Raw genomic sequence first — 26,631 nt, 5'->3', positions numbered from 1 at the left:
AAACCTCATGGGTACACTCCCTGGGAGTGTTCACCATGTCTCCGAACATCCGTTCACTATGTCTCCGGTCCGTACATATTGGGCTGGGGAGATCGATCAGGTCCTCATGCAAGGCAATGCAATCACCACCGAGGTCGTGTTCTTTCACGCCAGGAGCGGCACGGCACTGTTTACCGATCTCCTCCAGCAGCTTCCCTCCAACTGGTTCTCCGGCTGGCGCGCGCTTGTCGCCAAATGGGACTTGATGGTCGGGCCCGAACCGTCGGTGCCCAGAAAGTTCCGGCTGGCCTTCACCGATCGGCGCGCCGCCCGTGCCTCCCTGGAACGAATTCTTTCTTGGCCCGCGGCAAAGGTCCTGATGGCGCATGGACCGCCCATCACCCAGGATGGCCGAGCGTTCATAGGCCGCGCGTTCCGTTGGCTGACCGCATGACAGCGGGGCCGGCCCCACCGCGGAAAGGCCCATGTGACCTTTCTTCCACCGGGGTTCTTCAGAAAATCAACGATTTCTGCCTTACTTGTGGATCATAATGCCCTTGGGAGCATTAGGGCCTCCAACGGGGCGGCGGAAAACAGGTGAGGCGACCGATGAAGAGACGTGTTCTGACGCAGGCGCTGTTGGTGGGCCTGGTGGCGCCAGTCCGGGCCTTTGCCGCGGATCCGCTGCCTGCCCTGCAGGAGACGCCGGGCCTGGCGGACAAGGTGAAGTCGGGCGCCCTGCCGCCGGTCGAGAAACGCCTCCCCAAGACTCCCCGGATCATCGACAAGTTCTCGGGCGCCGACGGGCCGGGCCAGCACGGCGGCCAACTCAACATGCTGGTCGCGGCCACGCGCGACACCCGCCTGATGACGATCTACAGCTACACCCGGCTGATGGTCTACGACGACAAGTTCAAGCTGCATCCCGACATCCTCGAGAGCTACGAGATCAAGGAGGGCCGCGAGTTCACCCTGAAGCTGCGTGCCGGCCACAAATGGTCGGACGGCCATCCCTTCACGACCGAGGACTTCCGCTTCTTCTGGGAGGATGTCGCCAACGACAAGGACCTGTCGCCCAACGGTCCCTCGGTCGAACTCCTGGTCGACGGCCAGCCGCCCAAGGTCGAGATCATCGACGAGCTGACGATCCGATACAGCTGGGCCAAGCCCAATCCCGATTTCATCGAAAGCCAGGCGCGCGCCGCCCCCCTCTTCCTGTTCCGCCCGGCCCACTACCTCAAGACGCTGCACGGCAAGTACACGCCTGAGGACGACATCCTGAAGGTCTACAAAGGCAGCCGCTGGGCAAACGTCTTCAAGCGCCAGGACGCGATGTACGGCAACAGCAACGTCGACCTGCCGACGCTCAACCCGTGGGTCCTCACCACGGTGCCGCCAGCCCAGCGCTTCGTCTTCGTGCGCAACCCCTACTTCCACCGCATCGACAGCAAGGGCAAGCAGCTGCCCTACATCAACGACGTGATCATGACCGTGGTCGCGGCCAACCTGATTCCCGCCAAGGCGGGCCTCGGCGAATCGGATCTGCAGCCGCGCTATCTCGGCCTGCGCGACTACACCTTCCTGCACGACGCCGGGAAGACCTCGGGCATCAAGGCGCTGCTATGGGAGAAGGGCTCGGGCTCGGAGGTCGCGTTCTATCCCAACATGAACGCCAACGACGAGACCTGGAAGAAGCTCAACCGCGACGTCCGCTTCCGCCGCGCGCTGTCGATGGCGATCGACCGCGTGGAGCTGAACGAGGTCGTCTATCACGGCCTGGCCAAGCCCTCGGCCAACACGATCATGCCGCGCTCGCCCCTATTCAAGCCGGAGTACGCCAGCACCTGGGCGAACTACGACGTGAAGGCCGCCAACAAGCTGCTCGACGAGATCGGTCTCAACAAGAAGGGCAGCGACGGCATCCGCCTGCTGCCCAACGGCCAGCCGGCGATGTTCGTGGTCGAGCATTCCAGCGAGAAGGCCGACGAGGTCGATACCATGACCCTGGTCATCGACCAGTGGAAGAAGATCGGCATCAAGGCGCTGCTGAAGCCGCAGACCACGGATAATTTCCGCCTGCGCACGACGTCGGGCGAGGCGATCATGACCGCTTATGCCGGCGTGACCACCGCCGCGCCGACCCTCGAGACGAGCCCGCGCGAATTCACCCCGGTGATGCAGGGCGGCCTGCAATGGCCGAAATGGGGCCTCTACGTCGAATCGAAGGGCAAGCAGGGCGAGCCCTGCGACATGGAAGTCGGCAAGAAGCTGCTCGAACTGCTGCAGAAGTGGGAGCAGTCGGTCGACATTGCCGAGCGCCGCAAGGCCTGGGACGACATCCTGATGGTGAATGCCGAGGAGGTGTTCTCGATCGGCACGGTGAACGAGGTGCGCCAGCCGGTGACGGTCGGCAAGCGGGTGCGCAACGTCCCGGAGAAAGGCTACTGGGCGTGGGATCCGGGCGGATATATCGGGCTCTACGAGCCCGATACGTTCTGGATGGTCCGGTAGGACTGGATGGCCCGATAGGGCTGGATCAGCCGGTAGGGGACCGCGGCTTCCCCTGCTTCGGCGTGAGCGGGCCCTCGAAGAGGCAATAGCCGTCGAGCATGATCGTCGCGGCGCCCGGCTTGACCGAGCCCACGACGTCCATTTTGTTGCCGCCGCCCACGATGGTCGTCGTCTTGAACTTCATGTCTGAACCCAGCGTCGCCTTGAAGCCGCGCTCGGGACGGCCTTCCTGCTGGAACCATCCCGACACATCCGTGCCGTTGACGGTGACATCGATCACCATCTTGTAGGTCGGACACTTGCCGCTTCCCGGCACGTTCAGCCCGTAACCGGTCCAAGTCCAGACTGCCGGTTCGGCCAAGGCCGGCACGGCGGGAAGAAGGGCGGCCAGGGCCACCACGGCTACTTTTTTCAGCATCGACATACCCTCACCAGAAGGACCCTCGCCGGAAGGACGCGACGATCTCTCGTCGGTTCCGCCGGCTCTGGAAATTCTATCCATACTCAACATCGAAATCGCGCCGTTTTGAAGGCATCTGACCTGCGATAGCCGTTCACCGGGCGGGCTTCCTCGCCTTACGCACGGTGCCGGTCTTCGCCTTCCGTACGGGGGCCGTCTTCGAGGCGAGCGCGGTCTGCTTCGCCTTCTCCGCCGCCTTGATCTTGGCGTCCCGCGTGATGTCCCCGGCCGGCAGGTTCAAGGCGAAGGCCAGCCTCGCTTCGGCCCGCTGCAGGAAAACAGCCTTCTTCTCTTCGGAAATCGGCTTGCCCATGAAACTCCACGACTGAAACGCCAAGGCCGGAAACCGGCCTCAATCGGGATTGGATACCTCGGAGCTGCCCTCGTCGTCACCCTCACGATCCACCGTGCGCTCCACACCGTACCGGCCGCCCTTCTCCTTGTCCTCGCGCTTGTAGCCCGGACCGTCTTCGGCGCCGGATCCGTAGACGCCTTTTTCGCGGCGTTCCTCGCGACGGCCGTCCTTGCCTTGATCGGTGCCGCTGTAACTGGCCGAAGCCTCGTTCGGGTCGGGTTTCTTTGGAGTGCGCGCCATGGATTCCTCCGTCGGCATGTTGGTCGGGCAGACACGGTGAACGCACGCTCCCCGCCAACGGATGCAGCAGGCTTCAGCGAGGCTCCTGCTTTTGCACGAGTTCGTCCGCGTGCCGGTACACCAGGCGCCAGCGCTCGCCTTCGAGACGAAACATCTGGGTCACCCGCAACTCCAGAGCCGGCAGGGGCTGACCGCCCGGCGCGGTGCGCAACCATCGTTCCAGGCTCACCAGGCAGGCGACGTCCTGCCCAACGGTCGCGCCGATTACCTGCTGACCGTAGGTGCCTCCGGAAAATGCGAAGCGGCCCAAGCGAGTCGCGGACCGACTTCCGCCCAGCCCCGCTCGACGCCGCCGAAACCACCCATCACCGTCACGTCGTCGCGATGGGAGTACAGCGCCTGCAGTTTGCTGGCGTCGCCGTTCATGAACGCCTCTTGCGCCGCCTCCAGTTCGATCATTGCCCTGTTCCAGGATTCGTTCGACATCGTGTTGAACTCCGCTCGGTCGGTCAGATCAGTCGGCCAGGCCGTCATCTACTCTTCATCGGAACCTTCACGGTCTCGCCGGCATTGCACTTCGCACCTTCTCGCATCCGCGAGTGACGGTGGCCTCATGCTGCCTGAACGGCGTCTCTGGATCGATCACACGAGTTGAAGGAAATCATGCGTATCCCCACCCTGCTTTTCGCTCTCGCCTTTGCCGTCGCGACGCCCGCCCTGGCCCAGGCCCCGAAGCCCGCCGTCGATCCTGCCGCGCTCACCCAGGCCAAGATCGTCCTCGAAAAATCCGGCTCCGCCGCGATCGGCCAGCAGATGGCGAGCGCCATCATGAATGCGCAGAAAGCCACCCTCGAGCAGGCCAATCCCGGCAAGACGGCGGAAATCAATGAAGTGGTCGGCCTCATGCAGGCCGAGTTCGCCAAGCAGCTTCCACTCATGATCGACGCCATCGCCGCGATCTATGCGAAGCACTTCACGACCGAGGAGCTAACCCAACTCGGCGCCTTCTATGACTCGCCGGCCGGACGCAAGATGGTCAAGGAGATGCCCCAGATCGTCTCCGAGACCATGACCGTCGCCCAGACCTTCGCGCAGAAAATGGCGATGGAGGTCATGACCAAGCTCCAGCCCGAGATCGAGAAGCGCAAGCTGAAGCTGAACAAGGGCTGAGAAACGAGGAGAAGAATTTCTCCTTTATCAGCATGGCTCCGCGACGCGCTCCGCCCACGCTCTAACCTACAGATGATAACTCGTGTTCCAAGAATTTCAGAAGGGTCCGGTCGTGTGGAAGGCATGCGAGACACTGACCGGCCCTGTGCCGAAGCAGTTTGCATTGCAATTCTCGATGTCCCGCCAGCATCTCGGCCAGCTCGCTGAGCTTCGGCGATAGGTCGTAGAATGATTTGTGCCAGACCCTGATGTCCGTTCCAGTCGCGGCGTCGATGTGGCCGTTGCTCCGGGACAACGGGTGCAGCAACTCCTTCGATCAGCAGCATGGAGAAAAGGTGGGACGCCCCTGCATCCACTGATACTCGTACTCGGACTCCGTTGCCTCGCGACAACAACAACATCCGTTGCCGACTGGCGCGGCGATCACAACCCGCGGTTCAGAAACCTCTTGAACTCGCGTGAATTTGCATCGACCCTACCAATGGAAAAAGAGAAATGCAGAGAGTCAGGAGGTCAATCCATGCGGCGATGCTGGACAACGGTAGCCGCAATACTTCTCGCAGCGGCGAGCGTTAAGCCGGACGAGGCTTTAGCTTGCAGCAGTCCGAATGAAGTCGGCGCCACCGATGTACTTGCCATGCATACCTTCCTGCTCGTTAGCTCCCTCCAATGCAAACAAGGAGCCGCATTTGCCAGTTATCAAGGGAAATTCGGTGACAAAATAAAGGAGCAAATGGCGATTGCTCGCAACAAGATAGCAACCACTCACAATGATCCAGACCGTATTATGTCTCAATATATTACCGAGTTATCCAATCGGGCAGCCGTGGCACATGTGCAGTTGTCCTCAAGGAGCTGCAACATCACCTCAGATCTTTTTAAAGATCTTTCAGGAAGGATCACTGTCGACGGGTTACCTGAGTTCGCGCAAGTCAGCATGCCTGAGTCTGTGAAGGTGGAACTGGGATACTCGATTCCGCCGAGTCTGAGGGCATGCGCTCAAAAGTAGAGTGATGGAATGGGAAATGCGCGAACAAAAGTTTTTTGGTTCCGCCCTAGGCGGCAGCGCATCGGAAGGTCTCGATGGAGGGATCTGCTTGTAGCTGCGGTAGGAATCATCTCGTTCTCCTTAGTCGAAAATATCGGCAAGACTTTCGACGTCTGGGACAAGGCGCAGTTAGCGTTGGGCTTTAAGCCGGATGCGCTCGCCATCGCTCGCTCTAATGAGATGGAGCAATCTACGCGCGAGCTTCTGCGTCTTGCTCACCGGTTCGTTTACGAGATTCGAAACTACGGCGATCTAGTAGTAGGCAAGCAACCTGGTGCCGATCTCGATCAGGCATATCTTTCGTATCAAAGAGTTCGAATGGCGTGGAACGAGACTTTGATGACCAATGTTCTTCTTGTGCAAAAATGGTACGGGAAGAGCAAGGCAAGGATGCTTGAAAACGAAATTGCGCCGCTTTTTGTGCAGGCATACTGGTGCATGAGCGACTTGCGCTCCGAGGGCGTGCATGAGCTGAGCCAATCGCCCGGATTTTGTCGAGGGGATGCTGGCGCCTCGCCGGATTTGTTAGCGACAAACCTCACGCAGCTGCGAACAATCTCCAATGTCCTGTTGCTACGACTCTACTGTTTTGCAGCGGGAATCGATGCTGAACTTCCCGACAACCTAACTATTCGCAAGGAAAAGGATTCCAAAGGTGCACCGGAAAGGTGTGGTGGGCCCGCTTAATTTGGCTCAACACGCCCGCCTCATCCGTAAATCCAATTTCTTTGGTCGGCATACATGATGGCCACACCGCAACCGTTCCCGATCGACCGTTTGCCTTGGCCGAGAAATTCGAGCCGGCGATATGCGGCGACTTCTCGCGTGCGAAGCTGCACCGCTACGCTGCCGTCTCGTTACCGCACCCACATCGGCGCCAACACGAAGTATCATGTCGATCAAGACACGGACGACGTGCGACCCGTCAAAATGCCAAAGAGCGCCAATTTTTCTGAACCGCTCGAAACTCTTTGGTTCGATCTGGGAGCATTAGTTGGCGTCGAGGACATCCGCCGATATCCCATATGCCTGCACGCTTGTTCTGGCGAAGCCCGACCAATCGACACACCGCCACTGCTGGTCCCCGCCAAGCCAAGAAACACCAACAGGACCGATGTTCTCAGAAATATCAGCAGGTGAGAGAGGCAATGGCGGAGGGGGTGGGATTCGAACCCACGGTACGCTTGCACGCACAACAGTTTTCGAGACTGTCCTAATCGACCACTCTAGCACCCCTCCAGGCGCGCGGGTTTATAGGCGGGCGTTTTTAGGGGAGCAACAGCTTCCCGCGGTCAGCAAGGCGAATGCTCAATAAAGTCGCCGAATCAAGGCGTTAAAGGGCGCCCCGTCGGGCCTTGGGACGATGGTCTGCGCGTCACGTGAGCTCCGCCAGAGGCGTAATACCTTGAAGTCATTGACTTTTCGGTCTCCGAAAGGTCCAGTCGACGGAGTCGCGGCCGGCCCGTCTCCGACATTGACTCAAGAACCGGCATGCGTATATTCCGCGCTTCTTCGGCGGGCCCTGCGGGTCCGCCGCGTTCTTTCGTGTTTTTCGGCATTTCGGGCCGGGGAACCTCAAGCCAGGTGTCATCATGATCGCCGTTATCCGCACGGGTGGAAAGCAATACACGGTCGCCGCCGACGACCAGCTCACGGTCGAGAAGATCGAGGGCGAGGCCGGCGCCAAGGTCGAATTCACCGACGTGCTGCTGGTCGGCGACAAGGTCGGTGCGCCGACCGTCGAGGGCGCCAAGGTGGTGGGCTCGATCGTCAAGCAGGCCCGCGGCGAGCACCTGATCGTCTTCAAGAAGCGCCGTCGCCAGAACTCGCGGCGCAAGAACGGTCACCGTCAGGACCTGACGGTGGTCAAGATCGAACAGATCGTCGCCTGAGCAGAGCGACCGGAGTAGTACGATGGCACATAAGAAAGCAGGCGGCTCCTCGCGTAACGGCCGCGATTCGGACGGCAAGCGCCTCGGCGTGAAGCGCTTCGGCGGCCAGAAGGTCATTTCGGGCAACATCCTGGTCCGTCAGCGTGGCACCAAGATGAGCCCCGGCGAGAATGTCGGTGTCGGCCGCGACCACACTCTCTTCGCCATCGCCGACGGCGTCGTGTCCTTCCGGACCCGCGCAGGCGGCAAGGTCGAAGTGAACGTCCTCCCGGCGCCGGCACTGGCCGCCGAATAGAGCCGTTCATCCCATCGGATTGTGAAGGGGGAGCGGCTCGCCGTTCCCCCTTTTCGTTTGTGGACCCCATCTCATGAAGTTCCTCGACCAAGCCAAGATCTACGTCCGCTCCGGTAACGGCGGCGCGGGATGCGCGGGCTTTCGCCGGGAGAAGTTCATCGAGTTCGGCGGACCGGACGGCGGCGACGGCGGACGCGGCGGCGACGTGATCGCCGAATGTGTCGACGGCCTCAACACGCTGATCGACTATCGCTACGCCCAGCACTTCAAAGCCGAGACCGGCCATCACGGCATGGGCAGCCAGCGCACCGGCGGCAAGGGCAAGGACATCGTGCTGCGCCTGCCGCGCGGCACGCAGGTCTTCGCCGAGGACAACGAGACGCTGCTGCTCGACATGACCGAGATCGGCCAGCGCGTGATCATCGCCAAGGGCGGCGACGGCGGCTACGGCAACCTGCACTACAAGACCTCGACCAACCGCGCGCCGCGCCGCGCCGACGCGGGCTGGCCCGGCCAGGAGCTGGCACTGTGGCTGCGGCTGAAGCTGATCGCCGATATCGGCCTGGTCGGCCTGCCCAACGCCGGCAAGTCGACCTTCCTCTCCACCAACACCAACGCGCGGCCCAAGATTGCCGACTATCCGTTCACGACGCTTCATCCCGGCCTCGGCGTGGTGAAGGTGGGTGACGGCTCCGACGCGCGCGAGTTCGTGATGGCCGACATTCCGGGCCTCATCGAGGGCGCGCATGAAGGCGCCGGCCTCGGCACGCGCTTCCTGGGACATGTCGAGCGCTGCCGCGCGCTGCTGCACCTGGTCGACGGCACGCAGGACGACGTCGCCGGCGACTATCGCACCGTGCGCCGCGAGCTGAAGGCCTATGGCGGCAACCTCGCGCGCAAGAAGGAAATCGTGGCGCTCAACAAGACCGACGCCATGACGCCGGAAGACATCGAGACCAAGCGCGCCCAGCTCGCCAAGGTGAGCCGCAAGACGGTGCATGTGATCTCGGCGGTCTCCCGCCAGGGCGTGCAACCCCTGCTGCACGAACTGATGAAGCTGGTCGAGAAGCAGCGCGCGCCCGACAAGGACGCCGCATGACACCCCTCGCCGGCGCCCGGCGGCTGGTCGTCAAGATCGGCTCCTCGATCCTGGTGGACGAGACGAAGGGCGAGGTCCGGCGGGATTGGCTGGAGGCCCTGACCAACGACGTCGCGCGTCTCCATAGGGGCGGCTGCGAGGTCGTGCTGGTCTCCTCCGGCGCCATTCGCCTCGGCCGCACGCATCTCAAGCTGCCCGGCGGGCCGCTGCGTCTCGAGGAAAGCCAGGCCGCCGCGGCGACCGGCCAGATCCAGCTCGCGCAGGCCTACCAGGAGGCGCTGGCGCGCCACGGCATCACCGTCGCGCAGATCCTGCTGACCCTGCACGATTCCGAGGAGCGCCGCCGCTACCTCAATGCGCGCCAGACCATGGCGACTCTGCTGAGCCTCGGCGCGATCCCGGTGATCAACGAGAACGACACCGTCGCCACCGACGAGATCCGCTTCGGCGACAACGACCGCCTCGGCGCGCGCGTCGCCGAGATGATCTCCGCCGACACGCTGGTGCTGCTGTCGGATATCGACGGGCTCTACACGGGCGACCCGCGCAGCGATGCGTCCGCGACGTTCATCCCCGAGATCCGCGAGATCACGCCCGAGATCGAGGCGATGGCGGGCGTCGCGGCTTCCGTGATGTCCAACGGCGGCATGGTGACCAAGCTGATGGCCGGCCGCATCGCCATGGCCGCGGGCTGCCGCATGGCCATCGCCGATGGCCGCGGCGTCGGCGCGCTGGGCGCCCTGATCGACGGCACGTCGCGCTGCAGCTGGTTCCTGCCCGAGGCCTCGCCCTTGTCGGCGCGCAAGAAGTGGATCAAGGGCTCGCTCAAGACCAACGGCACGCTGATCGTCGACGACGGCGCGGTGCGCGCGCTTTCGACCGGCAAGAGCCTGCTGCCGGCGGGCGTGACGTCGGTCGCGGGCGAGTTCCGCCGCGGCGACGTGGTCGATGTGAAGGATCGCGTTGGCCGTGTGCTGGCGCGCGGCCTGGTCGCCTATGCCGCCGACGATGCCCGCCGCATCGCCGGCCGCAAGAGCGCCGAGATCGAAAAGCTGCTGGGTTTCCGCGGCCGCGACGAGATCGTCCATCGCGACGACCTCGTGGTCGAGTGAAGAGACGGAGCGTGCGATGAACGTCCAGACCAAGCCCGCCGAAGACGCCGTTGCCATCGTGGCCGAGCTCGGCCAACGCGCGAAGGCCGCCGCCGCGTCGCTGCGCAACGCGCCGACGGACGCCAAGAACAAGTCGCTCCTCGACGCCGCCCGCCTGATCCGCGACGAGAAGGCGGCCATCCTCGCCGCCAATGCGCGCGACATCGAAGCGGCCAAGGCTGCCGGCATGACGACCGCGCTGCAGGACCGGCTGCTGTTGAACGACGCCCGCATCGAGGCGATGGCCAAGGGGCTCGACGAGATCGCTGCCCTGCCCGATCCGGTCGGCGCCGTCATCGAGGAATGGCAGCGGCCCAACGGCCTGGCACTCAGCCGCGTCCGCGTGCCGATCGGCATCATCGGCGTGATCTACGAGGCGCGGCCCAACGTGACCGCCGATGCCGGTGCGCTCTGCATCAAGTCGGGCAACGTCGTGGTACTGCGCGGCGGCTCCGACAGCTTCCATTCCTCGCGCACCATCGTCGAGTTGCTGCGTCGCGCGCTGGCCGGCGCCGGGCTGCCCGAGGATTGCGTGGCGCTGGTGCCGACGACGGATCGCGCCGCCGTCGGCGAGATGCTGCGCGCCATGGACTGGCTCGACCTCATCGTGCCGCGCGGCGGGCGCTCGCTGATCGACCGGGTGACGCAGGAAAGCCGCGTGCCGGTGCTGCGCCACTATGACGGCATCTGCCACGTCTATGTCGATCGCGACGCCGACGTCGCGATGGCGCGCGACCTCGTGGCCAACGCCAAGATGCGCCGGGTCAGCGTCTGCGGCGCCGCCGAGACCCTGCTGATCGACCGCGCCGCGCTCGACACGCACCTGAAGCCGGTGCTTGCGAAGCTGCACGAGCTGGGCTGCGAAGTGCGCGGCGATGCCGAGGTTCAGAAGCGTGATCCGCAGGCACTGGCTGCCACCGAGAAGGACTGGCGTACGGAATATCTCGAGCCGATCATCTCGGTCGCCACGGTCGACGGCGTCGCCGGCGCGATCGAGCACATCGCGCGCTACGGCAGCCAGCACACCGAATCGATCGTCACCGACAACGATGCGACGGCGCAGCGCTTCCTGGGCGAAGTCGACAGCGCCATCGTGATGCACAACGCCAGCACGCAGTTCGCCGACGGCGGCGAGTTCGGCCTGGGCGCGGAGATCGGCATCTCGACCAACCGCATGCATGCGCGCGGCCCCGTCGGCCTGGTCGAGCTCACGACCTACAAGAACATCGTGCGCGGCAAGGGCACGCTGCGCCCGTGATGTTGCATCCGATGCAAAGTGTGTCGCGCGCAACGACGCGGCGCATCGGCCTGCTGGGCGGCTCGTTCAACCCCGCGCATGCCGGCCATCGGCATATCAGCCTGGAGGCAATGAAGCGGCTCGGCCTCGACGAGGTGTGGTGGCTGGTCTCGCCGCAGAATCCGCTGAAGAGCGGCGATGGCATGGAGCCGCTGCCGACGCGCGTCGCGCGCGCCCGCCAGATCGCCAATCACCCGCGCATCCGCGTCGACGCGCCGGAGCTGCTGATGGGCACGCGTTACACGCTCGACACGGTGCAGGCGCTGAAGCGCGTCTACCCCCAAGCGAAGTTCGTGTGGCTGATGGGCGCTGACATCCTGCCCCAGCTTGTCGACTGGGCGGGCTGGCGCACCCTCTTCGGCACCATTCCCATTGCCGCCTTCGCGCGGCCCGGCTGGGGCTATGCCGCTTTGGCCTCGACGGCGCCGCGTACCTTCGAGCGTTTCCGCCTGCAGGCCACCGAGGCCCGGAAGCTCGCCACTTGCGAGCCGCCGGCCTGGTGTTTTATCCCGAGCAGGCTGGACAGCCATTCGGCCACGGCCATCCGCGCCGTGCGCCCCCGACGGACCAGAGCGAAAGGAAAGACCATCTCCGACCAGACCCGCACGCTTCCCGATCGAAGCAAGGCCTCCGACGCGCTCCTCGCCGAGGTGCGCCAGTCGCTGGACGACAGCAAGGCCGAGGACGTCGTCGTCATCGACCTCAAGGGCAAGTCCGCCTTCGCCGACTACATGGTGATCGCCTCCGGCCGTTCGACCCGCCAGGTCGTGGCCATCGCCGAGAACCTCGCCAACAAGCTCAAGCAGGCCGGCCGCGGCTACACGCCCGTCGAGGGCAAGCAGACCGGCGACTGGGTGCTGGTCGATGCCGGCGACGTGGTGGTCCACGTCTTCCGCCCCGAGCCCCGCGCCTTCTACGCGCTGGAAAAGATGTGGGCGCTGGAGACCGAGGCTGCCGAAAAGCCGGTCAAGAAGGCAGCCGCCAAGCGCGCGGCCCCCAAGACGGCGACCAAGCCGGCCGCACGGCGCAAGCGCGCGTCTTGAGGATCACGATCGCCGCCATCGGCCGCGCCTCGCGCGGACCGGAGCGCGATCTCTACGACCACTATGCCGGCCGCATCCGCTGGCCGCTCACGCTGCGCGAGCTCGAGGAGAAGCGGAAGCTCCCCGCGCCGCAGCTCATGCAGCGTGAAGGCGAGTTGCTGCTGGAGGCGGCCCCGGCCGGCGCCACGCTGGTGATGCTGGACCGCCGCGGCAAGGTGCTCGACAGCGAGGCCTTCGCGACCCGCTTGGGTGGCTGGCGTGACAGTTCCGTGTCGGACGTGGCCTTCCTGATCGGCGGTGCCGACGGCCACACTGAGGCAATGCTGAAAAAAGCCGGCCTGGTCCTGTCATTTGGCGCCATGACCTGGCCCCACCTGCTGGCCCGCGGGATGCTGGCCGAGCAGATCTACCGCGCCCAGCAGCTTCTCGCCGGACATCCCTATCATCGGGCCTGAAAAACCGGTGATTTGCCTCTGTTCTGACGAAAAACCGGGGCTACATTGGCGACCATGCACCCAATTTCCCGGTGGCTCCTGGCCGCCTCCTCCGCCCTCCTCCTGACCGCCGCCTCGACGGCTGCGATGGCCCAGTCGACGCCGCCGGCCAAGCCCGTCGAAAAGCCGGCGGTGAAGTCGGTGCGCAGCATCCCGTACGTGTCGATCACCGGCGAGGACGGCAAGCAGCGCCACTACGAGACCAACGCCATCCCGCTGCTGTTCCATCGCGCCTGCTTCGGCTGGCGCATGTATCTCGGCGGCCCCAACCGCGTCGTGTCGTTGCGCGAGGTCCTGACCACCTCGCAACCGGCCGAGCAGGTGATCGCCGGTCCCGAGACCGAGGTCAGCGCCGACAAGACCAAGGCCACGACGCGCATGCTCGAGACGGTGCAGGACGGTGTGCTGCAGCGTTCCTGGTGCATCATCCCGGGCGACCCGCCCGGCACCTACACCTATGACGTCAGCATCGACGGCGAGCCGCGCGGCGAGTTCGTGTTCTGCGCCATCGAAGTGCCCGACCAGAATCCCAATACCGATCCGCGCGAGCTGAGCTGCCCCAACAAGTTCAACGCCGTCGAGCGCGCCCAGCCGCAGCCACGGAAGGCCTCGTGATGGCCGGCAATGCTCCGCGCCCCGTCCTGCTCTGTATCCTCGACGGCTGGGGCCATCGCCCCGATCCGACGAACAATGCGATCCTGGACGCAAGCACGCCGAACTTCGACCGGCTGGTCGCCACCTGCCCGCAGGGGCTGATCGACGCCTCCGAAAGTTTCGTCGGCCTGCCCAAGGGCCAGATGGGCAATTCCGAGGTCGGCCACATGAACCTGGGCGCCGGCCGAGTCGCCGTGCCCGACCTGCCGCGCATCGACAATGCCATTGAAGACGGCTCGCTGGCGAAGAACCCGATCCTCATCGAAACGATCGCCACCCTGAAGAAAAGCGGCGCCCCGCTGCACCTGCTGGGCCTTGCCTCGCCGGGCGGCGTGCATGCCCACCAGGATCATCTGGTGTTCCTCGCCAACCTGTTTGCCGGCCAGGGCGTGCCGGTGTGGATCCACGCTTTCCTCGACGGGCGGGACATGCCGCCGCGCAGCGCGCTGGAATGCCTCGACCATATCCAGGCGGGCCTGAAGCCCGGCCTGCCGATCCGCTTCGCCACCGTGTCCGGCCGCTTCTATCCCATGGACCGCGACAAGCGCTGGGAGCGCGTGACGCTCGCCTATGACGCGATGGTCGATGCCAAGGGCGAGCGCGCGACGACCCCGACGGAAGCCGTCGACAAGGCCTATGCCGCCAAGCTCGACGACGAGTTCGTGCTGCCGACGGTGATCGACGGCTACACCGGCATGAAGGACGGCGACGGCCTCCTGATGTTCAACTACCGCTCCGATCGCGCGCGCCAGATCCTGACGGCGCTGCTCGATCCGCGCTTCGACGGCTTCAACCGCAACAGGGTCGTCAACTTCGCGACCAAGGTCGGCATGGTCGACTATTCGGCCGCGCTCAATCCGTTCCTGCAGACGCTGTTCCCGCCCGAGATCATCAAGATGGGCCTCGGCGAGACGGTGTCGCGCGCCGGCCTGAAGCAGCTTCGCATCGCCGAGACGGAGAAATACGCGCACGTCACCTTCTTCTTCAACGGCGGCGAGGAGCGCGTGTTCGACGGCGAGGAGCGCATCCTGGTCCCGTCGCCCAAGGTGAAGACCTACGACCTGAAGCCGGAGATGAGCGCGCCGGAAGTCACCGACAAGCTCGTCGAGGCGATCGGCTCGGGCAAGTTCGACCTGATCGTGGTCAACTACGCCAACACCGACATGGTGGGCCATACCGGCGACCTCGGCGCGGCGACCAAAGCGGTCGAAGCCGTCGATGGCTGCCTCGGCCGGCTGATGCAGGCCATCCAGGCGGCCGGCGGCATCATGTTCGTCACCGCCGACCATGGCAATGCCGAGCAGATGTACGACGAGCAGTCGCACCAGAAACACACGCAGCACACGCTGAATCGCGTGCCCGCCCTGCTGTTCAATGCCCCGGCCTCGGTCCATTCGCTGGCCGACGGCAAGCTGGCGGACGTCGCGCCGACGATGCTGGCCCTGATGGGTGTGCCGCAGCCTGCGGAAATGACCGGCAAGTCGATGCTTTCGACGGCCTCCCGGCCGACCGTCCTGGCGACCCGCGCCCAGCGGCCGCAGCCTCTGCCTGATTTGTGAAGCGGCGCCGGGCCCCGGCGCCTTGATCCTGCCAAAGACGCCCCTGTATCCTCCTCCAACGCTAAAACACCGGATCGCCGGGCCTCCAAGCTCCCGGCGACTTCCCTCCTGAAGGCACCCAAATGACCTTTCTGCGCTTAGCTTCACTCGCCACGGCTGTGGCTTTCCTGGCCGCTCCCGCCTTCGCGCAGGACAAGGCCGATCCGAAGGCCGCCGGCGGCGACAAGAGTGAGCTCTACCAGCAGCTCAACCTGTTCGGCGACGTGCTGGAGCGCATCCGCCGCGACTATGTCGAGCCGGTGGAAGAGAAGCAGCTCATCGAGAATGCCATCAACGGCATGCTGAGCGCGCTCGATCCGCATTCGAGCTACATGAACCCGAAGTCGTACAAGGACATGCAGGTCCAGACGAAGGGTGAGTTCGGCGGCCTCGGCATCGAGGTCACGATGGACAACGGTGTCATCAAGGTCGTGTCGCCGATCGACGATACGCCCGCCGCCAAGGCGGGCATCCAGCCGGGTGACCTGATCTTCGCGCTGGACGGCGAGCCGGTGCAGGGCCTCACCCTGCAGGAAGCCGTCGAGAAGATGCGCGGCAAGGTCGGCACGCCGATCAAGGTCTCGATCCGCCGCGGCACCAAGGACCCGTTCGACGTCTCGCTGACCCGCGAGACCATCAAGGTGAAGCCGGTCAAGTTCCGCCTCGAAGGCGGCGACATCGGCTACATCCGCGTCACCTCCTTCACCGAGCAGACGACGCCCGGCGTGCTCGACGCCGTCGAGAAGCTCAAGAAGGAAGCCGGCAACAAGCTCAAGGGCTACATCATCGACCTGCGCAACAACCCGGGCGGCCTGCTCGACCAGGCGATCGCGATGTCGGACGCCTTCCTCGACAAGGGCGAGATCGTCTCGGTCAAGGCGCGCAAGAACGACGACGTCCAGCGCTGGAACGCCAAGCCCGGCGACGTCGCGGGCGGCCTGCCGATCGTCGTGCTGATGAACGGCGGCTCGGCCTCGGCCTCGGAAATCGTGGCCGGCGCGCTGCAGGATCATCGCCGCGCGATCGTCCTCGGCACGCGCTCGTTCGGCAAGGGCTCGGTCCAGACCATCATGCAGGTGACCGGCGGCGGCGCGATCCGCCTGACCACGGCGCTCTACTTCACGCCGTCGGGCCGCTCGATCCAGAAGGAAGGCATCAAGCCGGACATCGAGGTCGAGCCCGCGAAGATCGAGAACATCCAGCAGCGCTCGAGCTTCCGCGAGGAGAATCTGCGCCGCTCGATCACCAACCCGAACGACAAGCCGGTCGTCCCGCCGCCGCCGCAGGCCAAGCCGGGCGATGCCAAGCCGGAAGCCGGCAAGCCGGGCGACAAGACCGACGACAAGGCGGCCCAGACGCCGCAGGCGACGCCGTCGGGCGATCCGGACGAGCCGCCGAAGGAGCAGGCTGCCGACTACCAGCTGCTGCGCGCGGCCGACCTGATCCGCGGCATCTCGCTCTACAGCGGGAAGGCCAACTGATCGGTCGTCGAGGATGACGCCATGGCCAGTTCGGGCCGGCGCGTCGCCATAGTCGCAAGGAAACGGCCAGGCCCCCGGGGCCTGGCCGCAGCGTACCTTCTGGTCCTGGGACTGATCGCGGGCGCTGCCGGCATCGCCTTTGGCGATCTCGACGCGAAGACGCCGCACATCGTCGACAGTGCCGTGGCGGCCTCTCCGCAGGCCACGCCTCCCGACGACGCCCCGGCGGTATCGACATCGGCCCCGTCGGAAATCCAGTCGCTGCCCCTGCCCCCGCGCCGCCCGGCGGGACCGTTGGGATTCCGCAAGCTGCCGGCCGAAGAACTCACCGCGATGGTCGAGACGACCGATGACGGCCTTCGCCTGCCGCGCGTCTCGCCGTCCGGATGGATGCCATGGATCGCCCAGGCACGGCGCTTCGATCCGGCCGGCCCGCCGGCGCGCCTCGGCCTTCTCGTGATCAACGTCGGCCTCAACGAGGCCGCGATGCGGCGCGCGATCGAGGATCTCCCGCCCGAGGTCAGCCTGGCGTTCCTGCCCGGCACGCCCGACCTGCCGCGCTGGCTGGCCCAGGCCCGTCTGTTCGGCCACGAGAGCTACCTGATGCTGCCGATGGACGATCCCGCCGTCGCCGAGCGCGGTGTCCGCCCGATCGAGGCCACCGTCGACGGTCCGGAGAACCTGCGCCGCCTGCGCGCCACTTTGGCGCGCGGCGAGGGCTATGCAGGCCTCGTGATCTCGCCGCCCGGCCGCGCCGCGCAGTCGGAGACGGTGATGCGGCCGCTGGTCATGGAGATCGCCGATCGCGGCCTCGGGCTGATCGAGGTCAATCCGACGCCGGGCACGACTCCGATCCAGCGCCTGACCGAGGAGCTGGGCGTCGGCTACGCCCGCAGCACCGACGTGCTCGACTACAAGCTCTCGGGCGACGGTGTGGGCGGCAACCTCGACCGGCTGGGCGCGTGGGTCGCCGAGGCCTCTGCCGACCGCGTGCCGCGCCATGCCTTCGGTGTCGTGCAACCGGACGATGACGCGATCACCGCGATTGCCGCCTGGTACAAGGGGCACGAAGGAAAAACCACCTTGTCATTCGTGCCGATCATCGGGCATTTCGAATGCCGCGATGCCTGCATGACCCGCATGAAGGCGCAACCTGCCCAGCTCCGCCCCTGATCATGCCCACGCCTCCAACTGTAAACGGCCGCCCCGAGGAATATCGCCGCAATGTCGGCCTGATGCTGATCGCCCCGGACCGGCGCGTCTTCGTCGGCTGCCGCGTCAACCAGCCCGATGCCTGGCAGATGCCCCAGGGCGGCATCGACAAGGGCGAGACGCCGCTGGAAGCCGCCTGCCGCGAACTGCACGAGGAGGTCGGCACGACCAAGGCGCTGCTGCTGCGCGAGAGCGCCGGCTGGATCTCCTACGACGTGCCGGAGGACCGGCGGCCGGCCCACTGGAAGGGCCGCTGGCGCGGCCAGGCGCAGAAGTGGTTTGCGCTCTCCTTCACCGGCACGGATGCCGACATCGACATCGATGCCCACGACCAGGAATTCGCCGCCTGGCGCTGGATCGCGCCCGGTGAGTTATCGACGCTGATCGTGCCGTTCAAGAAGGCCGTCTACGACGCGGTGTTCGAGGAATTCTCGGATCTGATCTCGTAGGAAAACCGTCGAGACGATGGAGTTATTTTTCTAAGCCCCCAGCGACGCCAGCTTGGCGGCGTTGCGGCGCAGGAACCACAGGCCCGCGCGGGTCATCAGGTTGTTGAGGCGGCCCTGCGGCTCCAGCCCGATGGCCTTCAGCACCATCGCCATGGCGCGCTGCACGTGGGTCTGGCGGTACAGCGGATAGGCGCGCCGTGCATAGGCCTGCATATTGCGCTTGCGGTCGTAGACCGCATCCAGCGGTTCGTTGGCGGCGAAATAGGCATAGGCCAGCTCGTCGTCCTCGCTCTCGGCGAGGCGGCCCCAACCGATGCGCAGGCGGGACCAGCGGTTCAGACGGTCGCGCCGGAGGCAGCGATTGAGATGTTCGTAGAACAGCTTGTAGTGACGGAACTCGTCGGCCGCGATCTTCTGGCAGACCTGCTTCAGCACCGGCTCCTCGGTCGCATCCTTGAGGGCGCTGTAATAGGAGCTGGTGCCGGTCTCGACGATGCAGCGGGCGATCATCTCGCCGGCCTGGCTGCCGCGCACCGATTCGCTCACGTGAAGCGGCAGCTTGTAGCCGGTACGGAAGCGCTCGAAGGCGGCGTCGAAATCCCACGACGGATCGGCAAGCTGGGCCCAGCGGCCGAGCGCCATGCCGTGCTGGATCTCCTCGACCACCCAGTTGTCGACGGCGTTCATGAATTCGGGATCGTCGGCAAAGACGCGGCTGAGATAGATTCCGTAGTCGGCACCGTTCCGCTCCACCAGGGCCGCCGCCTTGATGTTGCGGAGAATTTCGGAATCCACCTTCGACGCATCGAAGCGATCCCAGGCGATCGTCTCGAGTGTCCAGTTACCCATGAACAAGCACCCTCGGCGCGTTGTCTTTCCAGCGTAATAAAGCCACCTCCGGCCCGCCTTTCAATGGCAGACCGGTGCACTTTTCGACTGAAAAATGCGCAGTGGCGCTGAAATCAGCGGCTGGCGTAGAAGGCCTGCGCACGCTTCAGATCCTGGGCGATGGCCAGGTTCTTCTCGGCGGCGGCCTTCTCGGCGGGCGTGGCGGCGTCAGTAATGTCGTTGCGGGCCGTGCGCTCGCGATCGTCGAGCTGCGCGACGGTGACCTGCTCGAAGGGCACCGCCTCGTTGGCCAGAACCGTGCAACGCTCCGGCGTGACCTCGGCGAAGCCGCCGGCCACCAGGAAGCGCTGTTGGACCTTGTTGCCCTGGTAGACCTCGAGGACGCCGGGGCGAACCGTCGAGACCAGCGGAGCGTGGCCCGGCAGGACGCCGAAGTCGCCTTCGCTGCCCGGGACGACGACCATGTCGGCCTCGGTCGCGAGCAGCTCGCGCTCGGGCATCACCAGACGGAAGGAGACCTTGGCCATCTGCTTAGGCCGCCTCGGCCGCGAGCTTCTTGGCCTTGGTGACGGCTTCCTCGATGGTTCCGACCATGTAGAAGGCCGGCTCCGGCAGATCGTCGTATTCGCCGGCGAGGATGCCCTTGAACGCCTTGATCGTGTCCTCGAGCTTCACGAACACGCCCGGCGTGCCGGTGAACACTTCGGCCACGTGGAACGGCTGGCTGAGGAAGCGCTGCATCTTGCGGGCGCGGCTCACGACCAGCTTGTCCTCTTCCGAGAGCTCGTCCATGCCCAGGATGGCGATGATGTCCTGCAGCGACTTGTACTGCTGCAGCACGCGCTGCACCGAGCGGGCGGTTTCGTAGTGCTCCTGGCCGACGACGCGCGGGTCGAGCATGCGCGAGGTCGAGTCGAGCGGATCGACGGCCGGGAAGATCGCCTGCTCGGCGATCGAGCGGCTGAGCACGGTCGTCGCATCCAAGTGGGCGAACGACGCGGCAGGCGCCGGATCGGTCAAGTCGTCGGCGGGCACGTAGATGGCCTGCACCGAGGTGATCGAGCCCTTCTTGGTCGAGGTGATGCGCTCCTGCAGACCGCCCATGTCGGTCGCCAGGGTCGGCTGATAACCCACCGCCGACGGGATACGGCCGAGCAGCGCCGACACTTCCGAGCCGGCCTGCGTGAAGCGGAAGATGTTGTCGACGAAGAACAGCACGTCCTGGCCTTCGGCGTCGCGGAAGTACTCGGCGACGGTGAGGCCCGACAGCGCGACACGGGCGCGGGCGCCCGGCGGCTCGTTCATCTGGCCGTACACCAGCGCCACCTTCGAGCCCGGACCGTCGAGCTTGATGACGCCGCCCTCGATCATCTCGTGATAGAGGTCGTTGCCCTCGCGGGTACGCTCGCCGACGCCGGCGAACACCGACACGCCGCCATGCGCCTTCGCGACGTTGTTGATCAGCTCCATGATCGTCACGGTCTTGCCGACGCCGGCGCCGCCGAACAGGCCGATCTTGCCGCCCTTGGCGTAGGGCGCGAGCAGGTCGATGACCTTGATGCCGGTGACCAGGATCTGCGCTTCCGTCGACTGCTCGATGAACTCGGGCGCGCTACGATGGATCGGCAGCGTGGTCTTGTTGCCGACCGGGCCGCGCTCGTCGATCGGCTCGCCGATGACGTTCAGGATGCGGCCGAGCGTCTCCGGACCGACCCGCATCTGGATCGGAGAGCCGGTATCGACCGCCTTCTCGCCGCGGACCAGACCGTCGGTCGTATCCATCGCGATGGTGCGAACCTCGGATTCACCGAGATGCTGGGCGACTTCCAGCACGATCAGGCGTCCGTCGGCATTCACGTGCAGCGCATTCAGGATGTTCGGCAGGTCGGCGTCGAAGCGCACGTCGATGACCGCGCCCGTGATCTGGGTGATCGTGCCGATGTTGTTGGTAGCCATAGCGGATCCCTTTCCTTCGATTGCGTGGCAGCCGGCCTAGACGGCCTCGGCGCCCGAGATGATCTCGATGAGTTCCTTGGTGATCGAGGCCTGGCGCGAGCGGTTCATCTGCAGCGTCAGTTTCTTGATCACGTCGCCTGCGTTGCGCGAGGCATTGTCCATGGCCGTCATCTGCGAACCGTAGAAGCTCGCCGAGTTCTCCAGCAGGATGCGGAAGATCTGGACGGTGAGATTGCGCGGCAGCAGGTCGGCGAGGATCTCTCCCTCGTCCGGCTCGAACTCGTAGATCGCGCCGCCGGCGGCGGCCGGTGCAGCCGAAGCTTCCGGCATCGGCGGCGGGATGAGCTGCTGCACGGTGACGACCTGGGTCATCGCCGACTTGAAGTGATTGAAGATCACCTTGGCGACGTCAAATTCGCCCGCCTCGTACATTTCCATGACGCGCGCCGTGACCTTCTCGGCATCACCGAAGGACAGGCGCGGACGGCCGAGATCGGTGATCGTCTCGACGATCAGCGCGCCGAAGTCGCGACGGAGCTGGTCGCGGCCCTTGCGGCCGACGCAGAAGATCTTGACCGTCTTGCCTTCGTTCAGTAGCGCGCGGATCTGGCGGCGCGCCTCGCGCACGATCGTGCTGTTGAAGCCGCCGCAGAGGCCACGGTCGCCGGTGGCGACGATGACGAGGTGCACCTGGTCGGAACCGGTGCCCACCAGCAGGCGCGGACCGCCGGCAGAGCCCTGGAAGCTCGCGCCGAGCGACGCCAGGATCTTGTCCATGGATTCCGCATAGGGGCGGGCCGCGGCGGCCTGCTCCTGCGCGCGCCGCAGCTTGGCGGCTGCGACCATCTTCATGGCCTTGGTGATCTTCTGCGTCGACTGGACGCTTCGGATCCTGAGGCGGAAGGTCTTGAGGCTAGGCATCGAAACCTTCGGGAGTTAGGCGAACTTCTTGACGAAGTCGGCGAGGAACGCCTTCAGCTTGTCGTCGGTCTCCTTGACGATTTCGCGCTTCTCGCGGATCGAGGCGAGGATGGAGCCCTCGGCACGGACGGCGTCGAGCATCTGGCGCTCGAACTCGTTGATGCGGCCGACCGGCAGCGTGTCGAGGAAGCCGCGGGTGCCGGAATAGAGCGAGATCACCTGCTCTTCGACCGGCATCGGCACGAACTGGCCCTGCTTCAGGAGCTCGGTCAGGCGCTGGCCGCGCGCGAGCAGGCGCTGGGTCGAGGCGTCGAGGTCCGAGGCGAACTGGGCGAAGGCGGCCATCTCGCGATACTGCGCCAGCTCCAGCTTGATGGTGCCGGCGACCTGCTTCATCGCCTTGATCTGCGCGGCCGAGCCGACGCGGCTGACCGAGAGACCGACGTTAATGGCGGGACGGATGCCCTGATAGAAGAGCTCGGTCTCGAGGAAGATCTGGCCGTCGGTGATCGAGATCACGTTGGTCGGGATGTAGGCCGACACGTCGCCGGCCTGCGTCTCGATGATCGGCAGCGCCGTCAGCGAGCCCGAGCCGTTCTTCTCGTTCAGCTTGGCGGCGCGCTCGAGCAGGCGCGAATGGAGATAGAACACGTCGCCGGGATAGGCTTCGCGGCCCGGCGGGCGGCGCAGCAGCAGCGACATCTGGCGATAGGCGACGGCCTGCTTGGAAAGATCGTCATACACGATCACGGCGTGCATGCCGTTGTCGCGGAAGTACTCGCCCATGGCGCAGCCGGTGTAGGGCGCGAGGAACTGCATGGGCGCGGGATCGGACGCGGTGGCGGCGACGACGATGGAGTATTCCAGCGCGCCGTTGTCCTCGAGCGTCTTCACGATCTGGGCGACGGTCGAGCGCTTCTGGCCGATCGCGACGTAGACGCAGTAGAGCTTGCGGCTCTCGTCGGTGCCCTTGTTGATGCCCTTCTGGTTCAGGAAGGTGTCGATGGCGACGGCGGTCTTGCCGGTCTGGCGGTCACCGATGATCAGCTCGCGCTGGCCACGGCCGACCGGCACCAGCGAGTCGACGGCCTTGAGGCCGGTCTGCATCGGCTCGTTCACCGACTTGCGCGGAATGATGCCGGGCGCCTTCACTTCGACGAGCTTGCGCTCGGCCGCCACGATCGGGCCCTTGCCGTCGATCGGGTTGCCGAGACCGTCGACCACGCGGCCGAGCAGGCCCTTGCCGACCGGGACATCGACGATGGTGCCGGTACGCTTGACGGTGTCGCCTTCGCGGATCGTGCGGTCTTCACCGAAGATAACGACGCCGACATTGTCGCTCTCGAGGTTGAGCGCCATGCCCTTGATGCCGCCCGGGAACTCGACCATCTCGCCGGCCTTGACGCTGTCGAGGCCGTAGACGCGCGCGATGCCGTCACCGACCGAGAGGACCTGGCCGACCTCGGCCACTTCGGCCTCGGTGCCGAAATTGGCGATCTGCTGCTTCAGAATGGCCGAGATTTCGGCGGCACGGATATCCATTAGGCAACTCCCTTCATGGCAAGCTGCAAGCGCTGCAGCTTGCTGCGGACGGATGAATCGAACAGGCGCGAACCGACCTTCACGACGAGACCGCCGAGAATGTCGGGTTCGACGCGCGCGTCGATGGAAACCTTGTTACTGCCCAGAACCGAGCGCAGCGAGTCGCTGAGCTGCTGCAACTGGTCGGGGGAAAGCGGAACGGCCGAGGTGACGATCGCGGTGGTCTCGCCACGGCGGGCCGCCAGTTCGGCCAGGAAGGCCGAGGCCATGGCCGGCAGGTCGCGGGCGCGGCCGTTGGCCGCCACGGTGCCGACGAAATTGCGTGTCAGACCCGAAATGCCGGTGGCGTCGAGAACGGCCAGCAGCGCCTTGCCCTGCAGGGCGCGCGGAATGACCGGGCTGGCGATCATCCGGGCGAGGTCCGCGCTCTCGGCGACGAGCTTGCGGAAAGTGGCCAGGTCCTGCGCGACCTGATCGAGGGACTTTGCGTCGTCCGCGAGATCAAAAAGGGCGCTGGCGTAGCGTCCGGCAACGCCGGTGGTTGCGGTGGTCACGTCGAGAGCCTCTCCCCTGCTGCGGAACGCAGCCGGCAAGCCATTGAATTCACTACCTTTTCCCTAGCAGAACGCGCCGCGTCGCTTGCCGCCCCACCCCGGAAAAGCGCGCGTTGCTACCATGCTGCATTTCCCGGCGCAACGGCGGCAAGGCCCTGTTCTACAGCGGTTTTTCGGCGCAGAGGGTCAAAGGAAGGAATAAGGGTCGACATCGACCTGCAGGCGGACTGAGCCCGGCAGGCCGATCCTTTCCAGCCAGGCATGCAGTAAAGGCTGCACGGCCGTGTCGCGGCCGGCCTTCAGAAGGAAGCGGCGCCGGTGCCGGCCGCGCAGCAGGGCCATCGGTGCGACCGACGGCCCCAGGATGGTGACGCCCTCCCGCTGCGGCGCCTGGCGGGCCAGCGCGGCGCAGACATTGTCGACCGCGACCGGGTCCGGCCCGGAAATGATCAGCGAAGCCAGCCGCCCATAGGGCGGCATGCCCGCCGTCACGCGATCATGAAGCTCGACCTCCACGAAGCGGTCGCGATCGCCGGACACCAGCGCCTGCATGACGGGATGTTCGGGATTGTGGGTCTGGATCAGGGCCCGGCCCGGCCTTCCATCGCGGCCCGCCCGGCCCGCCACCTGATAGAGGAGCTGGAACGTCCGCTCGGCGGCCCGCAGGTCGCCGCCGTTCAGGCCGAGATCGGCATCGATGACGGCCACCAGGGTGAGATTGGGGAAATGATGGCCCTTCGCCGCCATCTGCGTGCCGATCAGGATGTCGATCTCACCCTTCTCCATGCGATCGACCGCTGCCGAGGCCTCGTCGCGGTTCATCAGGCTGTCGGAGGTGAAGAGTTCGAGTCGCGCCTCGGGGAAAAGTTCCAATGCCTCCTCGGCCAGCCGTTCGACGCCGGGACCGCAGGCAACGAACTGGTCGACCGCGCCGCAATGCCGGCAGGTCTGCGCCGGCGGCTCGGAATAGCCGCAGTGATGGCAGACCAGGGTGCGGCGAAAGCGATGCTCGACCAGCCAGGCGGAGCATTGCGGACATTCGAGGCCCGAGCCACAGGCGCGGCACAGCGTGATCGGCGCATAGCCGCGGCGATTGAGGAACAGCAGCGTCTGCTCGCCGGCCGCCAGCGTCTCCTTCATCGCCTCGACCACCGGCGGCGACAGCCAGCGCGCGCGGGGTGGCGGATGGCGCCGCAGATCGATGGCCGACAGGGCTGCAAGCTGCGCCCCGCCGTGACGCCCCGGCAGATGCACTTCGCCGTAGCGGCCGTTCTTCACATTAACGACGCTCTCGAGCGACGGCGTCGCCGACGCCAGGACGATGGGTGCGGAGGCAAGGCGCGCGCGCACCACCGCCATGTCGCGCGCATTGTAGACGACGCCCTCGTCCTGCTTGAACGAACTGTCATGCTCTTCGTCGACGACGATGAGGCCGAGATTGGCAAAGGGCAGGAACAAAGCAGAGCGTGCACCGACCACGACGCCCACGCGCGCCTCGGCAATGGCGCGCCAGGTCTCGCGGCGCTCCAGGCTGGTGAGGCCGGAATGCCAGGGCGATGGCAAGGCGCCGAAGCGGTCCTCGAAGCGCTTCAGCCACTGTGCCGTCAGCGCGATCTCGGGCAGCAGCACCAGGACCTGGCGGCCCGCGGCGAGGCAGGCCGCAATCGCTTCGAAATACACCTCGGTCTTGCCCGCGCCGGGCACGCCATCGAGCAGGGTCGCGGAGAAGCTGTGCGCCTTCACTCTCTCGACCAGCCCATCGGCGGCGATCTTCTGGGCTGGCGACAGGACCGGTCCCGCATGCAGCCCGTCCGGTTGGGGAAAGGACCGGCGGACGATGCGCTCCACCGTTTCCAGCAGCCCGAGTGTTGCCATGCTCTTCACGACCGACGTGCCGACGCCTGCGAGATGCGCCAGTTCCGCGGCGGCCATCGCCGGACCATCCTTCAACTGCTCCAGCACGCGACGCCGCGCGGCGGTGAGCTTGAGAGGCATATCGTCGGTCGGCACGGCAGGTCGATAGACCAGCTCGGTCTTGGGTGCTTCGAGCGCCGAGGGCACGCTCATCGCCATGCGCAGCACGGCGCCTGCAGGCATCAGCGTGTAGGCCGACACCCAGTCGACGAAGCGGCGCATCGCATCGGCCATCGGCAGTGCTGGCAACACCGCGATCACATCGCGCAACTTCTCCGGCGCGACATCGCCCGTGCCCTCGCCCCAGACGACGCCGACGGTTTCGCGCTTGCCCAGCGGCACGACGACGAAATGCCCCGGCAGGACCTCGATCCCTTCCGGGACGCGATAATCGTAGGCATCGCCGAGGGGCAGCGGCAGCAGGACCTTGATCGTGTTTTCCACCGGTTCGAGACGCGACGACGCGG

Annotated in this window: 27 protein-coding genes, 1 tRNA gene and 2 pseudogenes; 17 read left to right on the top strand and 13 right to left on the bottom strand. The window is 65.6% G+C overall.

From position 1 onward, the window contains the following. Together AC1ROX_RS28870 and AC1ROX_RS28865 are read left to right on the top strand one after the other, a co-directional pair. Window positions 1-433, top strand: a pseudogene (locus tag AC1ROX_RS28870) (hypothetical protein); the annotation flags it as partial. A 155-nt stretch (window positions 434-588) separates the two neighbouring features. Continuing rightward, window positions 589-2,490 carry an ABC transporter substrate-binding protein gene (locus AC1ROX_RS28865; protein ID WP_493131865.1) on the top strand — a complete coding sequence of 634 codons (1,902 nt, stop codon included), beginning with the start codon at window positions 589-591 and terminating at the stop codon, window positions 2,488-2,490. 25 nt (window positions 2,491-2,515) lie between these two features. On the opposite strand, the gene AC1ROX_RS28860 is transcribed toward AC1ROX_RS28865, so the two are convergent. The 5 genes from AC1ROX_RS28860 to AC1ROX_RS28840 all read right to left on the bottom strand — a co-directional run bounded on the left by AC1ROX_RS28860 (window position 2,516) and on the right by AC1ROX_RS28840 (window position 4,079). Next, the gene (locus AC1ROX_RS28860) at window positions 2,516-2,908 is read right to left on the bottom strand and encodes a hypothetical protein (RefSeq protein WP_493131863.1); all 393 of its coding nucleotides are present in this window, start codon (window positions 2,906-2,908) and stop codon (window positions 2,516-2,518) included. A gap of 136 nt (window positions 2,909-3,044) precedes the next feature. Continuing rightward, a complete protein-coding gene (locus AC1ROX_RS28855; protein ID WP_493131861.1) occupies window positions 3,045-3,263 on the bottom strand; it encodes a hypothetical protein in 219 nt (72 codons plus the stop codon). A 39-nt stretch (window positions 3,264-3,302) separates the two neighbouring features. After that, window positions 3,303-3,545, bottom strand: a complete 243-nt coding sequence (locus tag AC1ROX_RS28850; protein WP_493131859.1) for a hypothetical protein — start codon at window positions 3,543-3,545, stop codon at window positions 3,303-3,305. A 73-nt stretch (window positions 3,546-3,618) separates the two neighbouring features. After that, on the bottom strand, window positions 3,619-3,774 hold the full coding sequence (locus tag AC1ROX_RS28845) for a hypothetical protein (RefSeq protein ID WP_493131858.1): 156 nt from the start codon (window positions 3,772-3,774) through the stop codon (window positions 3,619-3,621). Between the two features lie 35 nt (window positions 3,775-3,809). Continuing rightward, window positions 3,810-4,079 carry a Cif family virulence factor gene (locus AC1ROX_RS28840; RefSeq protein WP_493131856.1) on the bottom strand — a complete coding sequence of 90 codons (270 nt, stop codon included), beginning with the start codon at window positions 4,077-4,079 and terminating at the stop codon, window positions 3,810-3,812. A 129-nt stretch (window positions 4,080-4,208) separates the two neighbouring features. Here AC1ROX_RS28840 and AC1ROX_RS28835 point away from each other — a divergent pair, with 129 nt between their 5' ends. The 3 genes from AC1ROX_RS28835 (at window position 4,209) to AC1ROX_RS28825 (ending at window position 6,450) form a co-directional block, all read left to right on the top strand. After that, window positions 4,209-4,715: a DUF2059 domain-containing protein gene (locus AC1ROX_RS28835; RefSeq protein ID WP_493131854.1), complete on the top strand. Its 507-nt coding sequence runs from the start codon at window positions 4,209-4,211 to the stop codon at window positions 4,713-4,715. A 520-nt stretch (window positions 4,716-5,235) separates the two neighbouring features. After that, complete coding sequence (locus AC1ROX_RS28830) at window positions 5,236-5,724, top strand: hypothetical protein (protein WP_493131852.1); 489 nt, start codon at window positions 5,236-5,238, stop codon at window positions 5,722-5,724. 9 nt (window positions 5,725-5,733) lie between these two features. Continuing rightward, window positions 5,734-6,450 carry a hypothetical protein gene (locus AC1ROX_RS28825; protein ID WP_493131850.1) on the top strand — a complete coding sequence of 239 codons (717 nt, stop codon included), beginning with the start codon at window positions 5,734-5,736 and terminating at the stop codon, window positions 6,448-6,450. Between the two features lie 462 nt (window positions 6,451-6,912). Here AC1ROX_RS28825 and AC1ROX_RS28820 read toward each other — a convergent pair. Next, window positions 6,913-7,002 (bottom strand) — tRNA-Ser (locus AC1ROX_RS28820). Between the two features lie 353 nt (window positions 7,003-7,355). On the opposite strand from AC1ROX_RS28820, the pseudogene rplU reads away from it, so the two are divergent. The 12 genes and pseudogenes from rplU to AC1ROX_RS28760 form a co-directional block, all read left to right on the top strand. Continuing rightward, a pseudogene (rplU, locus tag AC1ROX_RS28815) lies at window positions 7,356-7,649 on the top strand (50S ribosomal protein L21); the annotation flags it as partial. Between the two features lie 28 nt (window positions 7,650-7,677). Further along, entirely contained in the window at window positions 7,678-7,950 is a 273-nt protein-coding gene (rpmA, locus tag AC1ROX_RS28810; RefSeq protein WP_493131848.1) for a 50S ribosomal protein L27, read from the top strand. Between the two features lie 73 nt (window positions 7,951-8,023). Then, the gene (obgE, locus tag AC1ROX_RS28805) at window positions 8,024-9,049 is read left to right on the top strand and encodes a GTPase ObgE (protein WP_493131846.1); all 1,026 of its coding nucleotides are present in this window, start codon (window positions 8,024-8,026) and stop codon (window positions 9,047-9,049) included. After that, window positions 9,046-10,161: a glutamate 5-kinase gene (proB, locus tag AC1ROX_RS28800; protein WP_493131844.1), complete on the top strand. Its 1,116-nt coding sequence runs from the start codon at window positions 9,046-9,048 to the stop codon at window positions 10,159-10,161. Before obgE ends, proB begins: the two co-directional genes overlap by 4 nt. A gap of 16 nt (window positions 10,162-10,177) precedes the next feature. Beyond that, window positions 10,178-11,458, top strand: a complete 1,281-nt coding sequence (locus AC1ROX_RS28795; protein ID WP_493131842.1) for a glutamate-5-semialdehyde dehydrogenase — start codon at window positions 10,178-10,180, stop codon at window positions 11,456-11,458. Between the two features lie 20 nt (window positions 11,459-11,478). Further along, complete coding sequence (locus tag AC1ROX_RS28790; RefSeq protein WP_493131840.1) at window positions 11,479-12,540, top strand: nicotinate-nucleotide adenylyltransferase; 1,062 nt, start codon at window positions 11,479-11,481, stop codon at window positions 12,538-12,540. Then, entirely contained in the window at window positions 12,537-12,995 is a 459-nt protein-coding gene (gene rlmH, locus AC1ROX_RS28785; RefSeq protein WP_493131838.1) for a 23S rRNA (pseudouridine(1915)-N(3))-methyltransferase RlmH, read from the top strand. Before AC1ROX_RS28790 ends, rlmH begins: the two co-directional genes overlap by 4 nt. A 54-nt stretch (window positions 12,996-13,049) precedes the next feature. Further along, window positions 13,050-13,649: a PM0630 family protein gene (locus AC1ROX_RS28780; RefSeq protein ID WP_493131836.1), complete on the top strand. Its 600-nt coding sequence runs from the start codon at window positions 13,050-13,052 to the stop codon at window positions 13,647-13,649. After that, the gene (gene gpmI / locus AC1ROX_RS28775) at window positions 13,649-15,247 is read left to right on the top strand and encodes a 2,3-bisphosphoglycerate-independent phosphoglycerate mutase (protein WP_493131834.1); all 1,599 of its coding nucleotides are present in this window, start codon (window positions 13,649-13,651) and stop codon (window positions 15,245-15,247) included. The genes AC1ROX_RS28780 and gpmI overlap by 1 nt, the downstream gene beginning before the upstream one ends. Window positions 15,248-15,369: 122 nt before the next feature. After that, window positions 15,370-16,767 (top strand): S41 family peptidase, encoded by a 1,398-nt coding sequence (locus AC1ROX_RS28770; protein ID WP_493131832.1) that lies wholly within the window; start codon window positions 15,370-15,372, stop codon window positions 16,765-16,767. A gap of 21 nt (window positions 16,768-16,788) precedes the next feature. Further along, the gene (locus AC1ROX_RS28765) at window positions 16,789-17,940 is read left to right on the top strand and encodes a divergent polysaccharide deacetylase family protein (RefSeq protein ID WP_493131830.1); all 1,152 of its coding nucleotides are present in this window, start codon (window positions 16,789-16,791) and stop codon (window positions 17,938-17,940) included. Between the two features lie 2 nt (window positions 17,941-17,942). Continuing rightward, a complete protein-coding gene (locus AC1ROX_RS28760) occupies window positions 17,943-18,428 on the top strand; it encodes an RNA pyrophosphohydrolase (RefSeq protein WP_493131828.1) in 486 nt (161 codons plus the stop codon). A gap of 30 nt (window positions 18,429-18,458) precedes the next feature. Here AC1ROX_RS28760 and AC1ROX_RS28755 read toward each other — a convergent pair whose 3' ends face one another. The 7 genes from AC1ROX_RS28755 to AC1ROX_RS28725 form a co-directional block, all read right to left on the bottom strand. Continuing rightward, window positions 18,459-19,277 carry a ferritin-like domain-containing protein gene (locus tag AC1ROX_RS28755; protein WP_493131826.1) on the bottom strand — a complete coding sequence of 273 codons (819 nt, stop codon included), beginning with the start codon at window positions 19,275-19,277 and terminating at the stop codon, window positions 18,459-18,461. Window positions 19,278-19,390: 113 nt separating this feature from the next. Beyond that, window positions 19,391-19,804, bottom strand: coding sequence for an ATP synthase F1 subunit epsilon (gene atpC, locus AC1ROX_RS28750; RefSeq protein ID WP_493131824.1), 414 nt, complete (start codon window positions 19,802-19,804; stop codon window positions 19,391-19,393). 4 nt (window positions 19,805-19,808) lie between these two features. Next, the gene (gene atpD, locus AC1ROX_RS28745) at window positions 19,809-21,233 is read right to left on the bottom strand and encodes a F0F1 ATP synthase subunit beta (RefSeq protein WP_493131822.1); all 1,425 of its coding nucleotides are present in this window, start codon (window positions 21,231-21,233) and stop codon (window positions 19,809-19,811) included. A gap of 36 nt (window positions 21,234-21,269) precedes the next feature. Then, on the bottom strand, window positions 21,270-22,154 hold the full coding sequence (locus AC1ROX_RS28740; protein ID WP_493131820.1) for a F0F1 ATP synthase subunit gamma: 885 nt from the start codon (window positions 22,152-22,154) through the stop codon (window positions 21,270-21,272). 15 nt (window positions 22,155-22,169) lie between these two features. After that, on the bottom strand, window positions 22,170-23,696 hold the full coding sequence (gene atpA, locus AC1ROX_RS28735) for a F0F1 ATP synthase subunit alpha (RefSeq protein ID WP_493131818.1): 1,527 nt from the start codon (window positions 23,694-23,696) through the stop codon (window positions 22,170-22,172). After that, window positions 23,696-24,250: a F0F1 ATP synthase subunit delta gene (locus tag AC1ROX_RS28730; RefSeq protein ID WP_493131816.1), complete on the bottom strand. Its 555-nt coding sequence runs from the start codon at window positions 24,248-24,250 to the stop codon at window positions 23,696-23,698. Before AC1ROX_RS28730 ends, atpA begins: the two co-directional genes overlap by 1 nt. A 186-nt stretch (window positions 24,251-24,436) precedes the next feature. Next, on the bottom strand, window positions 24,437-26,608 hold the full coding sequence (locus AC1ROX_RS28725) for a primosomal protein N' (protein WP_493131814.1): 2,172 nt from the start codon (window positions 26,606-26,608) through the stop codon (window positions 24,437-24,439). Between the last annotated feature and the right edge of the window lie 23 nt (window positions 26,609-26,631).

The sequence above is a fragment of the Reyranella sp. GW821-FHT14A01 genome (genome assembly GCF_058803965.1).
The sequence above is the reverse complement of the archived record's forward strand: the minus strand, read 5'-3'. Positions and strand labels throughout refer to the sequence as shown.